We start from the raw sequence: 13,808 nt of genomic DNA on the forward strand, positions 1-13,808 counted from the left end.
TTTCATTTCCTTCATATAGAAACTTTTCTTTACTCATTGATAACTTTTAAAGCTGGACTAACAAAAAGCTGAACCCAATGTTCAGCTTCCGGCAAAAATTCGTTTTAATTGTAAGATCGATTGATTCATATGATGAGGCTCGTCACGTTTATATTGACGTGCTATTTCCAGCAGCAAGCTCATCAATCCATACCAATAAATCCGCTCCATATTTTCATCTGTTGGACGAATACCATAACGTACCAGCCACTTGCTCCAACTGGATAATGGTACATAATTCCCTAAAATCGTACCGATATCCAACGCAGGATCAGCAAACATCACAGAATCCCAATCGACTAAATATAAATAATTTGAACAAACCAACCAATTCCGGTGATTAACATCACCATGAACGACAGTGTAATTCTTTTTCGCATAGGTCGGAATATTTTTTTTCAAATAATCATACACTAATTCGATAAAAGCGTTTTGTTCAATCATCGTCGGCAGATTTGCTTCGTAATCAGCTAATAGTTGTTGCGGCGAAACTTGACGTCCGCCCATCTTTTTCAACATCACTTTCAATGAAGGCGAATGATGAAGATGATACAACACGTCCACCACATCGTTTCGACGAGGAATTTCTTCCGGCTCAAGAATTCGGCCATCTAGCCATTCTTGTGCGGTCAATGTATCCCCATTGCCTGTTCGTTTGATCCAGACAAGTTTTGGTGCGATTCCTTCACGAGATAAAGCCGCCAACATTGGGGTGGTATTTCGTTTAATGAAGACGCGATCCTCGTCACGATAGCCGATATACGTTTTTCCTGTATCACCCTTAATCGGCTGTACACGCCAGTCGCTATCCAACTGAAATTCCATACCCAAGGCCCTCCCCTAGCATTTTAAACGTATTTACTATTTTAGTCGGGGAAAGCCACTTCGTCAAGGGCATGTATGTTCTTCTTTGATTATTTTTCATCGCGGTGTGCTTGAACGGATAAATTCACTGTTTCGATATAAGCAGTCAGAATTTTTTTCGTCAGACTGCCCGGCATCCCCTCACCGATTTTATGATCATCAATTTCAATAATCGGCATGATTTCCGCCACAGAACTGGTTTTGAAACATTCGTCTGCCGCCAACAGCTCTTCTTTAGTAAATCGTTCTTCCCGTAATTCAATTCCTAAGGTCTTGACTAGTTCACGGATTTTTATTTTCGCAATCCCCGGTAAAACCAGATTTCCATCTGGATGGGTGTAAAGTACCTCGTCTTTCACCATCCATAAATTTGATGCTGAGGCTTCTGTTACATAGCCATCGCGCACTAAAACGGCCTCATCATAGCCTTTTTGCTGTGCTTCATCTAAAGCTAGTATATTTCCCAATAAACTAATTGATTTAATATCGCAGTGCAGCCAGCGCTTGTCTTCAACGAAACCCGCACGAATACCAATATTTTGTTTCGAGCTTGGACGTGATGCTGGTTGAATGTCTGCCATTAAGACCGGTTGAACTTCTTTTGGATCAGGAAAATTGTGCAGCCGTGGTTTCGCTGTACCGCGCGTCACTTGGAAATAGATTCGAGCATTTTCTAATCCAACCTCGTTGGCTAAACGATGCAGGCGCTGACTTAGTTCTTCTTTTGTGAATGGAAGTGTCATGCGAATCTTTTCTGCGCTTACCCATAAACGGTCCAAGTGTTCTTTTTCCATGTACAAGTAGCCGTCATAAATACGGATCACTTCATAAATACCATCACCGAATTGGTAACCGCGATCTTCCAAATCAATTTTTACTTCTGATTCTTCTACAATTTTTTCGTTCCATAATACTTTCATTCACTAATCCTCCATTTTCTTTATTCTTGTTGGGAGATAGAACCAAGCAAACAAGCCGATTTCGATTAAAAGTAACACGAGTAAGACTAAACTTTCAACGATTGACAACTGCACCAAACTGCACAACGTAAAAATAATTGCCGCGGCAAACAATAGAATAGCCATCAATTGCTGTAAAGAGGCTCTCTTAAGCTTATTCGATACAGGATAAAGTTGCGTCGCGCTTATATAGTCAAACTGACTATATAAAGGAATCATTTGAAAACCAATCAAGTAAATAAAGAGCAGGCTGACTCCAACAATAAAGCGAAAGTCATTCAGTGAGAACAACAGCACCCCGCCAACAATCAGCAAACGGAAAAATAAGCCACCAAACTCCGCTCCTCGTAACGCTCCGCGAGCAAACAAATACAGATACGTATTTTCATGTTTGAAGGAAATTCTGCTCAGTAGACCATCTAAATATTTCCGACGCCGCACTTTTGCTTCAATTTCCGGAACATCCGTAAACAAATTAATGAATTGATAAATCCGATGCAGACGAGCATTTTCCTGATCAATCATTTTGCTCCAATCCAGCAAGCGATCGTTCTCTTTTGTTACCGTAAAGAATCCGAACACTGCTGCAATTGCTAATATTGTACCAATCCAAGCTGCGCCATATAAACTAATGAAAATAATCGCACCACTTGTGATAAACCATAGAATGGATAAACGTTGCGTTTGTTCATTGGTTTTCTGGTAGCAAGCCAAACGTTGAATCCGTAAATTTCCGATTTTTAATCCCCAGAGCATCAGTAAGTAAAAGAAAAAGTTAATAAAGCTTACTTGTTTTGCTAGGACTACTAGCGGTAGTAGAGCACCGCAAATAAGTAATTCAATTACAAAGGGAAAGCCTAGCGAATGTCGCAATCCTCGCGACAAATAGCCGCCCATCTCTTTTTCCTTTGGTAATAAAAATGTCATGTCGGCTGGTTCAACTAATGTCGCCAATTTGCCAAATGGCAAAATCAGCCACCAGACACCTCCGACAATCGGCAAGCTCCAAGGGAAATCACTCGGCAATGCTTTTAATAAGTTCGAATAGTAAAATGCCAATCCGCCGACTAAGAACAAACACACCAAAACAAAATGATCATTCAACACGTAGCGCATGTACTTCATCATTTTTTTCTGGTGGCGTTGTCGCCTCAATAGAAAAAAATCATGCATGTTCTTTCTCCTTTGTCAGTGCGATGTAGATTTCATCTAGGGAAGAACCCGGCAGATTAAATTCGGTTTGCAAGTTTTGTAAAGTTCCCTGTGCCCGCACTTCTCCCTCATGTAAAACAACAAAACGATCACAATATTTTTCAGCTGTCGCTAAAATATGTGTAGACATCAAGATCGCTGCTCCTTGTTCTTTCATCGCTACCATTAATTCCAACAAAGCATTGATGGCCAGTGGATCTAATCCTAAAAATGGTTCATCAATGATATACAAACTTGGTTGAATCAGAAAAGCACACAAAACCATCACTTTTTGTTTCATTCCTTTAGAAAAGTTAACGGGGAACCAGTCCAGCCGATTTTCCAATCGAAAAGTCTTTAACAATGATTCAGCTCGTTCCATCGCTTCTTCTTTGGGAATACCATAGGCCATGGCAGTTACTTCAATGTGCTCCCGCAACGTTAATTCTTCATATAAAGAAGGTGTTTCAGGAATGTAGCCAATTTTTTTACGATAATTCTCTGGATCTTGCTGCAACGTCAGGTCATCGACTGTGATTGTTCCTTTTTGCGGCGTCAACAACCCGATGATATTTTTAATCGTGGTTGATTTACCTGCACCATTCAAACCAATCAGACCGATCATTTCTCCATTATGTACCTCAAAATTAATATCTTTTAAAACAGGTAAGTGGCCGTAGCCTCCTGTGACATGCTGAATCGCTAAGCTCATCTTTTCCCCTCCAATTTCGTTATTTAGTATTATAGCAGAATCCCAGAAAGAATTAATCTTCTCTTGACCTTTTCCAGCACAAGTATAACAAGTTATGGTAAAGTAAAAGAAGAATTTCGGTCATCTGCTGGTCTTCTTTTCGGCGGCAGTGACACAAAAATAGAACAATCATACACGATCAGAAAGGATGTTTGTAATGGAAAATTGTATTTTTTGTAAAATCATCAATCAAGAAATCCCTAGCTACAAAATTTTTGAGGATGAAAAGGTTTATGCTTTTTTAGATATCTCTCAAGCAACCAAAGGGCATACACTAGTGGTTCCAAAACAGCACGTAACAGATATTTTTGAATATGACGAAGACTTAGCAGCCGATGTCTTTGCTCGCATTCCTAAAATCGCCCGCGCACTTGAACAAGCTTTTCCTGAAATGGAAGGATTGAACATTTTAAATAATAATAAAGAATTAGCATACCAGTCCGTTTTCCATTCCCATGTCCATTTAGTTCCGCGTTACAGTAAAAAGGATGATTTCTCTATTCATTTTGGCAATCATACGGATCAACGGACACCAGAAGAAATGCAAGCGATCGCTGATAAGATCAAGGAGCAGGTGAAATAAATGAGTTTTTTTAAAGGACTTCTATTTGGTGCCAGTATTGGGACACTTGGCGGACTTTTATTAGCCCCGCGCAAGGGTGAGGAAACACGTGAAAACTTAATTACCAACACACGTGAGCTAGTCGAACTAACTGACGAGTTAAATGATAATTTAGCAGATTTTCGCGAATCTTTAGCTACTTTAAAAGGAACCTTTGATACTTTAGTGCCAGCCTTTACCTCAGGTGTTGAAAAAGATGTCGAGGAATTCCGATTTCAGGCGGAACCGCGGATCCAACAAATTCAGGCTCAACTAGACAAGATCAATCAATTATTGCCAGAAAGCGAAGAAAAAACGGTGATAAAGAAAGGCCGTTTTTCTTTGGAGCGGCCGGTGGATGAAACAAAATAATCACATTAGTTCACTTAAGTAATTGTGCCTTTATTGTGAATTTTCTCGGAAACTATTTTTAATCCCTTTCTTTTACAATTTTAGATATGTTATAGTTGAACAGGAATAACAGACGAATGTAAATTTTAATTTTAGGAGTTGTAGCACAGAAATGAAGAAAAAGATTCTTTTAGCCACTGCTGGCTTACTTAGCGTGATTGTATTGGGCGCTTGTTCAGGAAGTTCTAACCAAGACATCGCAACAATGAAAGGCGGAAAAATTACCGTCGAAGATTTTTATAATGAAGCGAAAAAAGAACAATCAAATCAAAGTTTAGTTCGAAATATGATCATCTATAAGGTATTTGAAAACGCCTATGGTGATAAAGTAACGGACAAACAAATCGACAAAGAATACGACAAACAAGAGAAACAATTAGGCGACAGCTTTGAAAGTCAGTTAAAATCTGCCGGCTACACAAAGAAATCGTATAAAGAATATTTGAAACAATCACTAGCTTTCCAAGAAGGTTTGAAAGCACATGTGAAGATTACCGATAAAGATACAAAAGCAGCCTGGGATTCATTCCATCCAGAAGTTACTGCCCGCATCATCCAAGCAAGCAGCGAAGATGAAGCAAAAGAAATCAAGAAACAATTAGATGATAAAGGTGATTTCGCGAAAATCGCTAAAGAAAAATCACAAGATGCAACAACGAAAAAAGATGGCGGCGAAATCAAATTTGATTCTCAATCAACAACTGTACCCGCTGAAGTAAAAGAAGCAGCCTTCAAACTAAAAGATGGTGAAGTTTCTGATGTTGTTACTGTAATGGATTCATCTACTTACCAATCAAGCTACTACATTGTTAAAATGGAGAAAAACTCTTCTAAAGGCAATGACATGGACAAATACAAAAAAGAATTGAAACAAATCGCTGAAGATACTAAAATGGCTGACCAAACCTTCTCTTCTGAAGTTATCGCTAAAGAATTGAAGAAAGCCAATGTGAAGATCAAAGACGATTCATTCGAAAACATTTTATCTGACTTCTTAACAACAAATAGTTCAGGTAAAAAAGCAACAACTGAATCAACAAAATAATTTTAGCAACCTACAGGGGAATTCCAAGCGGAGTTCCCCTTTTTTTATTATTCATGCTACAATAAAGTAGCGAATACTTATAAGAAAATGGGTGAACAATGCATGAAAAAATTTGCCTCTAAAGAAGCAGAGAAAGATTATTATGAACACGAAGCAGATGAAACAGAATTCGTCGCTTGGTATAAAGAACAGGATCATCCGGAATATGATAAGCCTTCTGTCACCGTCGACATTGTCATTATGGGCTATAACAAAGAAGAAGATCAGTTAAAAATTCTACTTATCCAGCGTCGGGGAAATCCCTATCGCAATTCATGGGCATTGCCTGGTGGATTTGTTGAGCGAAATGAGTCGACAAATGACAGCGTTCGACGTGAAACTGCCGAAGAAACCGGCTTAGATATTGGAAGAAAAAATGTTGAGCAGCTCCATACTTTCAGCTCGCCAAATCGTGACCCTCGTGGCTGGGTAATCACTGTCAGTTATCTGGCATTTATTGGACAAGTACCGCCGACAGCTGGTGATGACACACAAGATGCTCGCTGGTTCAACATGGAGCGTCACGGCGAAACCATCTATCTAACAAGTGATGATGATATCTCCATTGAGATCGATTTAGAAACTGGTAAGTCGATCGGTAAGGATACTTTGGCCTTTGACCATAATGAAATTATCCGCAAGGCTTTCAATCGAGTCGTCAATAAAATGGATCATGAACCATTAATTTTACAAGTCTTAGGTGAAGAATTTACCATTACGGAAGCTCGTAAAGTTTTTGCGAAGTTCCTGGGTGTCGATTTTAAAACAGTCGATCATTCTAATTTCAAGAAAGCCATGCTGCAATACTTTGATGAAATCGGCGAACGTCCTGTCGGAATTGGCCGTCCATCAAAAATTTATCGTCTAAAAGATGAAATTGGTGAAAAAAAATAAAAATTTTACTTACATGAAATGGAAAAATCTGTATATAATGGAAAAAGCGAAAAAAGACTTTCCATAACGCAGTGAAGATTCCCAAAGTGGCCATCGTAGCGAGTTATACGATTGCCACTTTTTTTGTTCGTTCTGCTTTTTTGCAGTTTATCAAATTATGAGATGAATACTTTAATCCCTATGTTTATTCAAGATCAGGATGTTTAGCAGTAATGATACACATCCTAACAACCAAATTGAGTATTTTAATAGGAGTTGATTGTATTCAAAAATAGGAGGATCTTTATGCCAAGTAATAAGAGAGAAAGTTTTGTTTATACGATAATGATGTGTTTCGTGATGGTGTTCTGGATGAGTTTGTACAATATTTATTTACACGCTGGAACCTTTTCATTGGAAGTTTTTAAGACAGCCTGGCTCGGTTTGCCTTTGGGATATTGTTGTGCGTTGATTTTAGACTGGTTTGTTGTTTCGACTACAGCGAAAAAAGTAGCCTTCAAATTGTTACCGACATTTGCTAGTCCTTTACGTAAAATTCTTACCGTTTCAAGCTGTATGGTTTTACCGATGGTCTTCTTCATGTCACTTTACGGCGCGGTCGAAGTGTTAAGTCATACTCAAGAATGGGATCAGCTATTCATTCTTTGGGGTGTAAATATCCTAAAAAATGTCGTGATGGCTCTTCCCTTCCAATTATTAATCGCTGGACCGTTAGTTCGAAAAGTGTTCAGAAGAATCTTTCCAGTAGGAACAATTCTAGCATAAGACAAAAAGCACCCGAAAACACGTTTACTCGTGTTCTCGGGTGCTTTGTTTTATAAATGTACTTAATTGTTCTGTAAAAATGTATACTTGCTTTTCCAAAATATCAATTCTCTTTTCGAGGTGTTCCGCCGATTCATTGTTAGAATTTCTTTTTGTCCCATTCTTCTGACTTTGAGAAGAAAATAATCTAGGCAATCCTGATTTTTCATACTGTTCTATAAGCTGAGGAATTTTTTGATTATCAATCACAACTTGAGTCGTGATCAGAACCTCGCCATCTTCGGTTACACGGCGATTTGTCTTGGTCTCCATTCCCTCAAGCGCATTTGGACCGATGACGTACCCAGTCATTTCTTTGACGATTATTTGATTTTCTTTTAACCAACCATAAAAGGTGTTTTGATTCAGCTCATACTCTCTTTTGATCTCGATTAATTTCATCACATACCTCCTTTAAAAAAGATACGTAAAAAAACAAAGCTAAATTTTATTTTGCCAGATTAGCGACAATTTCCTGATAGCGATCAGTAGCCAAGTCACTGACTTGATCTTTTTTGCAAAAACTCAATTTACGCAATTTAGGAACTACTCGTTCTACAATGACCTTATCCTCAACCGTTTTTTCCATTAAGGCTCCAAAGGCCTCCATAAAACGCGGATCATTCCGCGCTTTTTCATAGAAGGACAATACATAAAGATAATAGAATAAATCATACCCGCGGAATGGATATTCCACCTGCATGAATAATGTTCCAATCCCATAATGACAGGGACCGATCGGCAATTTAGTTTCCCAATGGTTCAATAAGAATTCCACAGCCTCATCTAGTTCTGATTCTTCAACAAAATTTGTTCGGCGAAATAATTCTAATGCATTCAATGTTGGTAACGGATTAGAGAATTCCGTTTCTGGCCCTTTTCCAAAATAGAATTTCTTGCACCACCAGCCGCCATCCTCGTAACGAGTCGCCAATAAATGCTCCATAGTCTGTTTCATTCGCGGATCATCCCCATGCCCTAGACGAACTAAAAGAGTGGCTGCCGGAATTGTCTGGCAAGGAAAAACGGCTCCTTTGGGATAAAGTTTGAACTCCCCCGGCTCTCGCCAGCATTCCCACAAAAGCTCTGCAACCTTTTGCAATATCTCCTCTTGCGGGTCCATTCCCAATTCCAATAAATACTCCGCAGATTCTAAACAAGAAAAAGGTGCCCCCTTTCCTAATCGTTTGTCTTCTGTCGTCCAATAATCCCAGCCTTGATCATAACGATGATCTAAAATAGTTTGAATGTCTGCTTTGTTCATCTCTTTTCTCCTTGAATGCACTTTCTTTTAAGTGTATCACAGCTAGGTGAAACTAGGGAACGTATTTTCGTATTTGTATTCTTCAATAAAAGATTACGTTCCCATTTATATACGCAACTGTTAAAAGTTGGACCGACTGCTAACTCGTTTTAAAGATATCATTTTTCAAAACCCATAAAAATGATACTGATTTTCGCCACGCATATCATCCAACTAAACGGCTTGTAGCATTAATTGGAATAAACTATTTATTAGCTCTCATAATTGATTAAACTGCGAAAAGTTGGACTGACAAAAAAACTCTCTCAATAATTGAGAGAGTTAGATGTTTATTTTGCTGCGACTTTCTTCATTTGTTTACTGCGTAATTGTCCGCAAGCGGCATCGATATCTGTGCCGTGTTCTTTTCGAATCACGCAATTGATGCCATTCTTTTTCAAGACATCGTAAAAACGCAAGACATCCGCTTTACTGCTGCGAGAATATTGATCGTGTTCACTGACTGGATTATACGGAATCAAGTTCACGTAAACCAATTTCTTCTTATTCTTCATCAAGTCTGCCAATTGCTGCGCATGATCTGGACGATCATTCACATTGGACAGCATAATATATTCAAAGGTCACTCGACGATTGGTTTCTTCTATATAATAGTCTACGGCTTCCATCAATTTCTCGATTGGGAAGCTGCGGTTGATTCGCATGATTGATGAACGAACTTCATTATTTGGTGCATGCAATGAAATCGCCAAGTTTACTTGCAAGCCATTTTCCGCGAATTTCTTGATTTTTGGAACTAAACCACTTGTTGAAACTGTAATATGACGGGCTCCGATCGCCATTCCTTTATCATCATTGATGACGTGAAGAAAGTTCATCACGTTATTATAATTATCGAACGGTTCGCCAATCCCCATAACAACAACATGGGAAACACGTTCCTCTTCGCCGCGTTCATCAAAATAATGCTGCACCAGCATAATTTGAGCGACGATTTCGCCAGCAGTCAAATCACGTTGCTTTTTCAGCAAACCTGATGCACAGAATGTACAGCCGATATTACAACCGACTTGGGTAGTTACACAGACCGACAAGCCATATTCTTGGCGCATCAAAACTGTTTCGATCATCAAATGATCGGGTAATTCAAAAAGATATTTGACCGTCCCATCACTGGCCTCTTGCACCACTAGTTGCTTCAATGGATTGATAATAAAATTTTCTTCTAACAGAGAAATTGTTTGTTTTGAAAGATTGCTCATTTCGGCAAATTCGGTCACACGGCTGCGGTAAAGCCATTCCCAAACTTGTGTTGCACGGAATTTTTTTTCTCCGTGTTCTAGAAACCATTCAACCAATTCTTCTCTTCTTAAACCATAAATCGAGGGTTTTTCCAAGGTGTTACCTCCTACTACATTATACCGAAGTGCTGACTTATTCTTGCAGATGGCCAGCTTAATAATAAAATCAGAAATTTAAATATTTCTCTTCGTACGCCTACCATTTTTCCAATTATTTTAAAACATGAAGAAATCTGGCAACATTCGTTACATACTATAACCGATTCACAAGGAGAAAACAATCAACTTTGAAAAAAAGAAATGATTTCACAAGCTATGTTACAGTAAAACTAAAAAAATGAGAGACGCATGGCCTCTCACTCTAATCCATCAACATTTGCACTGATTCCTGCTGTTTCGAATTTTTCCTTAAGCACAGCTACTTCAGCCTGAGTTAACGTCGATACCCCTTGCATCGCATATTCCCAACCAAGATAGTCATATTTACTGCTGCCATATTGATGGAATGGCAGCAAGTGCACCTCTTTGATTTGCCGTTCAGCGATAAAATCAATCAGCTGTTGGATATTTCTTTCATTAGTCGTATAGTCAGGAATCAATGGAATTCGCGGAATCACTTGAACTTGTTCTTGCGTCAACAAATAGTCAAAGTTTTCTCGAACCGTTTCAGGAGCTAGTCCGATAACTCTTTTTGCCTCAGAGCGATCAATGATTTTTAAATCGAATAGTACTTGGTCAACGTAAGGAGTGATTTTTTTTAATCGTTCAACTGGAAAACACCCAGTCGTCTCAATAGCCGTATGAATCCCGAGAACTTTCAATTCCTGTAAAAATTCGCCGGCAAATTCTGCTTGCATCAAGACTTCTCCGCCGGATAAAGTCACTCCGCCGCCAGAGGTACGATAAAAGATTTCGTCCTTCAACACTTCATCTAACAACTCATCAATTGAACGCCACTCTCCGATTGTCTCCGTCTTTCCATTCTTTTTCCATTTAGCCGGTTCGACTTTTTTTCGCGACTCAGGATTTGAACACCATGGACAGCGTAGCGGACAACCTTTCAAAAAAATCAATGTCCGAATGCCGCCGCCATCATGAACAGAATAGCGTTGAATATTAAAAACCAATCCTTGATCCATTTTTATCCCTCATCCTACAATTGATGTTCAACACGCGCGATGATATCGTCTTGAATTTGTTTATTCAAATCAACGAAGAAAGCACTGTACCCGGCCACTCGAACCAATAATCCTGAATATTTCTCTGGATGTTTTTGCGCCGCTAATAAGGTTTCTTTCGATTGTACATTGAATTGGACATGCTGAATTTTTAATTTAGTAAACGCCAGCAAGAAGTCGGCGAATTTATTTAATCCCTGCTGCCCTTTTAACGTGTTCGGCTGAAACTTCAGATTCAATAAGCTGCCATTTACAGTTAGGTAATTATCCAATTTGCTGACAGATTTTAACACCGCCGTTGGCCCTAAGTGATCACGACCAACCATTGGTGATAATCCGCCATCCGCTAATTGTTCTTGTGCCTTACGTCCATCAGGTGTTGCACCGACTGCCTCACCTAAAGGAATGTGGGCTGAAACCGTATAAGCTCCAGGAATGAATTGACCGCCTCGAACATTTTCATATTTTTCTAATTCTTTGGCATAGTGTCTAAATAATTTTGCTGCGATAATATCGAGCTCTTCATCATCGTTACCAAATTTCTCAAAATCTTGGATCACATGATTTTGTAGATCAGCATATTCACCCGTAAAGTTTGACTCCAATGCATCTACCAAGTAGCCAAAGCTCATTTCTTTATTTTCGAAGATCATTTTTTTTATGACATACATTGAATCGCTTAAGTTGGCTTCACCGATTCCTTGTACCCCAGAAAAGTTATAACGCGCACCACCCTCGGTAACATCTTTCCCATTTTCCAAACAGTCATCAATCAAGACGGATAAAAATGGCGTCGGGGCATAATGTCGATGCCCCAAATCAACAATGTTCGATCCTTTGACCACCAGCTCCACATAATAATCGATTTTTTCTTCGATCGTTTCTACCAGTTGATTATAAGTTAAGTCCTGTTTATTCCTTAACTCATACATACTCAGCTCCATGATTCGCAATAAGTTGAAAAGCGCGATGTCGTGCAACCCATATGTTTTTCCGGGAATCGAGGTCTCCACACAGCCGACTGTTGCGTAATCGCGTGCATCATCGAGCGATACTCCTTTACTTAAAAAGGCGGGTACGCAAACTTCATCGTTGAATAATTGTGGAATTCCCGTTCCTAGACGAATCGTTTCAACTGTTTTTAACAAGAAGCGTCTTGGGATCAATTCATTCATTCTGACTGATAAGTTAGGCTGCGGCAATAATATTTCATGATAAAGCTCTAACATGGTAAACGATAAAGGATTGACTGCTGTATGACCTAATTCATCCAGTCCACCTAAAACAACCGTGTAACCAGTTGGAAAGCCCGCAAAACACTTAGCACTGCTCTCGGAACGTAAAAGAACCACATCATTTGTCTTGATATAAAAGTCACCCAGTACTTCGTATAGAAAATCTTTTTCAGTGCCTGATTGCAGAGATGCCTCATAAAATGGATATAAATATTGATCCATTCGTCCTAAAGACAGCGAAGAAGCGTTCGATTCATATTGCCCAACAATACTGGTCATCCACAATAATTGCAGCGCCTCATAAAAGGTTGTAGGTTTTTCTGTACTCAGCTTGCGACATATTTTCGCAATTGTTTGCAGTTCTTGTTGCCGTAATCGTTCACCTTCATTTTTACTCATCTCTTCTGCCAATTCTCCATAGCGTAAAAAATGATCTCGCATCGCAGCAAACATTATTTTTCCTGCTTGATAAAAGTTGTTCTCCGGCTCTGCAACTATTTTTTCATTCAAGCGATCCAGATAGCTTCCAATACCTTGGGATAATATCCCAGGAAAATCCATAATGATATGTCCTTGTCCCTTATCGGTTTGGTTCAATTTAAAAACGTCATCCTTTAAGGCTATTTTCACCTCATCTGTCAATTCGCTATTGATAAAATCCTTCATCGAACGCTTTTCCCAATAGGGATATAATTCTTCACGATAAACCTTTTTGTCAGCTTCGGTAAATTCAAATTGATCCTGCGGTCGTGTAGCGATCGTATCGATCTCCTGCATAATCCAATACGGGTCCATCTCAGGTGAAAGAATCCCCGATCGCGGACGAACGGTTCGATTTCCTACCAGCAGCTCGCCCTCACGAATACTGATTTCTATATTTGCTAAAATATGTGCTACCGCTTTTGCTCGTCTCAGGATCGTTGGTTCCCCTTCCGTTTGACGATAACTTTCAGTGTAAAGTAATGCACGTTCTAGTGAAATTTGACGCTTTTCTTTAAATAAATGATCCTTCATCATTTGAATACGCGGAGTTCCTTTAACTACCACGTTTGCAATATTCTTCTCTTGGTTAATTACTCCTGTTCCCATTTCCTTTGCTCCTCTCGATCTCTTCTTTTCATTTTTAGTATAGAAATTTTTTACGTTTGAAACTATACGATTCTTTGAAATACAATCAAAAAGTTGGATTTGCTCACTTTTTCCCAAGTTTTGAATTGTTTTTGTTGGAATCT

General features: G+C 39.1%; 14 protein-coding genes. 5 read left to right on the top strand and 9 right to left on the bottom strand.

Translation table 11 applies throughout. The features are described 5' to 3' along the window. Positions 1 to 81: 81 nt before the first annotated feature. From I585_RS04830 to I585_RS04845, 4 genes are all read right to left on the bottom strand, one after another. A complete protein-coding gene (locus tag I585_RS04830) occupies positions 82 to 864 on the bottom strand; it encodes a phosphotransferase family protein (RefSeq protein ID WP_010739918.1) in 783 nt (260 codons plus the stop codon). A gap of 89 nt (positions 865 to 953) precedes the next feature. Continuing rightward, positions 954 to 1,823, bottom strand: a complete 870-nt coding sequence (gene dat / locus I585_RS04835) for a D-amino-acid transaminase (protein WP_010739919.1) — start codon at positions 1,821 to 1,823, stop codon at positions 954 to 956. A 3-nt stretch (positions 1,824 to 1,826) separates the two neighbouring features. Further along, on the bottom strand, positions 1,827 to 3,035 hold the full coding sequence (locus I585_RS04840) for an ABC transporter permease (RefSeq protein ID WP_010739920.1): 1,209 nt from the start codon (positions 3,033 to 3,035) through the stop codon (positions 1,827 to 1,829). Further along, positions 3,028 to 3,765 carry an ABC transporter ATP-binding protein gene (locus I585_RS04845; RefSeq protein WP_010739921.1) on the bottom strand — a complete coding sequence of 246 codons (738 nt, stop codon included), beginning with the start codon at positions 3,763 to 3,765 and terminating at the stop codon, positions 3,028 to 3,030. The genes I585_RS04840 and I585_RS04845 overlap by 8 nt, the downstream gene beginning before the upstream one ends. Positions 3,766 to 3,952: 187 nt before the next feature. On the opposite strand from I585_RS04845, the gene I585_RS04850 reads away from it, so the two are divergent. The 5 genes from I585_RS04850 (at position 3,953) to I585_RS04870 (ending at position 7,559) form a co-directional block, all read left to right on the top strand. Next, positions 3,953 to 4,387: an HIT family protein gene (locus tag I585_RS04850; protein WP_115356378.1), complete on the top strand. Its 435-nt coding sequence runs from the start codon at positions 3,953 to 3,955 to the stop codon at positions 4,385 to 4,387. Continuing rightward, a complete protein-coding gene (locus I585_RS04855) occupies positions 4,388 to 4,777 on the top strand; it encodes a YtxH domain-containing protein (RefSeq protein ID WP_010739923.1) in 390 nt (129 codons plus the stop codon). 151 nt (positions 4,778 to 4,928) lie between these two features. Further along, positions 4,929 to 5,861 (top strand): peptidylprolyl isomerase, encoded by a 933-nt coding sequence (locus I585_RS04860; RefSeq protein ID WP_010739924.1) that lies wholly within the window; start codon positions 4,929 to 4,931, stop codon positions 5,859 to 5,861. A 102-nt stretch (positions 5,862 to 5,963) separates the two neighbouring features. Next, positions 5,964 to 6,794: an NUDIX hydrolase gene (locus tag I585_RS04865; protein ID WP_016249937.1), complete on the top strand. Its 831-nt coding sequence runs from the start codon at positions 5,964 to 5,966 to the stop codon at positions 6,792 to 6,794. Between the two features lie 285 nt (positions 6,795 to 7,079). Then, positions 7,080 to 7,559, top strand: coding sequence for a DUF2798 domain-containing protein (locus I585_RS04870; protein WP_010739926.1), 480 nt, complete (start codon positions 7,080 to 7,082; stop codon positions 7,557 to 7,559). Positions 7,560 to 7,583: 24 nt separating this feature from the next. Here the strand turns inward: I585_RS04870 and I585_RS04875 are convergent, their stop codons facing one another. The 5 genes from I585_RS04875 to I585_RS04895 form a co-directional block, all read right to left on the bottom strand. After that, positions 7,584 to 8,000 (bottom strand): hypothetical protein, encoded by a 417-nt coding sequence (locus I585_RS04875; RefSeq protein ID WP_010739927.1) that lies wholly within the window; start codon positions 7,998 to 8,000, stop codon positions 7,584 to 7,586. Positions 8,001 to 8,046: 46 nt separating this feature from the next. Further along, a complete protein-coding gene (locus I585_RS04880; RefSeq protein ID WP_010739928.1) occupies positions 8,047 to 8,862 on the bottom strand; it encodes a hypothetical protein in 816 nt (271 codons plus the stop codon). Positions 8,863 to 9,191: 329 nt separating this feature from the next. Further along, the gene (gene rlmN / locus I585_RS04885) at positions 9,192 to 10,259 is read right to left on the bottom strand and encodes a dual-specificity RNA methyltransferase RlmN (RefSeq protein WP_010739929.1); all 1,068 of its coding nucleotides are present in this window, start codon (positions 10,257 to 10,259) and stop codon (positions 9,192 to 9,194) included. A gap of 260 nt (positions 10,260 to 10,519) precedes the next feature. After that, on the bottom strand, positions 10,520 to 11,302 hold the full coding sequence (locus tag I585_RS04890) for a glycyl-radical enzyme activating protein (protein ID WP_010739930.1): 783 nt from the start codon (positions 11,300 to 11,302) through the stop codon (positions 10,520 to 10,522). Positions 11,303 to 11,316: 14 nt separating this feature from the next. Next, complete coding sequence (locus tag I585_RS04895) at positions 11,317 to 13,665, bottom strand: formate C-acetyltransferase (protein WP_010739931.1); 2,349 nt, start codon at positions 13,663 to 13,665, stop codon at positions 11,317 to 11,319. Positions 13,666 to 13,808: the final 143 nt, after the last annotated feature.

Origin of the sequence: Enterococcus malodoratus ATCC 43197 (assembly GCF_000407185.1) — a bacterium.
Classification (GTDB): domain Bacteria; phylum Bacillota; class Bacilli; order Lactobacillales; family Enterococcaceae; genus Enterococcus_A; species Enterococcus_A malodoratus.

What these genes read in the sequence shown, in the direction of transcription:
- I585_RS04870 (WP_010739926.1), top strand. Translation starts at nt 7,080, where the DNA reads ATGCCAAGTAATAAGAGAGAAAGTTTTGTTTATACGATAATGATGTGT.
- I585_RS04865 (WP_016249937.1), top strand. Translation starts at nt 5,964, where the DNA reads ATGAAAAAATTTGCCTCTAAAGAAGCAGAGAAAGATTATTATGAACAC.
- I585_RS04890 (WP_010739930.1), bottom strand. Translation starts at nt 11,302, where the DNA reads ATGGATCAAGGATTGGTTTTTAATATTCAACGCTATTCTGTTCATGAT.
- I585_RS04880 (WP_010739928.1), bottom strand. Translation starts at nt 8,862, where the DNA reads ATGAACAAAGCAGACATTCAAACTATTTTAGATCATCGTTATGATCAA.
- I585_RS04875 (WP_010739927.1), bottom strand. Translation starts at nt 8,000, where the DNA reads ATGAAATTAATCGAGATCAAAAGAGAGTATGAGCTGAATCAAAACACC.
- I585_RS04895 (WP_010739931.1), bottom strand. Translation starts at nt 13,665, where the DNA reads ATGGGAACAGGAGTAATTAACCAAGAGAAGAATATTGCAAACGTGGTA.
- I585_RS04855 (WP_010739923.1), top strand. Translation starts at nt 4,388, where the DNA reads ATGAGTTTTTTTAAAGGACTTCTATTTGGTGCCAGTATTGGGACACTT.
- dat (WP_010739919.1), bottom strand. Translation starts at nt 1,823, where the DNA reads ATGAAAGTATTATGGAACGAAAAAATTGTAGAAGAATCAGAAGTAAAA.
- I585_RS04845 (WP_010739921.1), bottom strand. Translation starts at nt 3,765, where the DNA reads ATGAGCTTAGCGATTCAGCATGTCACAGGAGGCTACGGCCACTTACCT.
- I585_RS04850 (WP_115356378.1), top strand. Translation starts at nt 3,953, where the DNA reads ATGTTTGTAATGGAAAATTGTATTTTTTGTAAAATCATCAATCAAGAA.
- I585_RS04860 (WP_010739924.1), top strand. Translation starts at nt 4,929, where the DNA reads ATGAAGAAAAAGATTCTTTTAGCCACTGCTGGCTTACTTAGCGTGATT.
- I585_RS04840 (WP_010739920.1), bottom strand. Translation starts at nt 3,035, where the DNA reads ATGCATGATTTTTTTCTATTGAGGCGACAACGCCACCAGAAAAAAATG.
- I585_RS04830 (WP_010739918.1), bottom strand. Translation starts at nt 864, where the DNA reads ATGGAATTTCAGTTGGATAGCGACTGGCGTGTACAGCCGATTAAGGGT.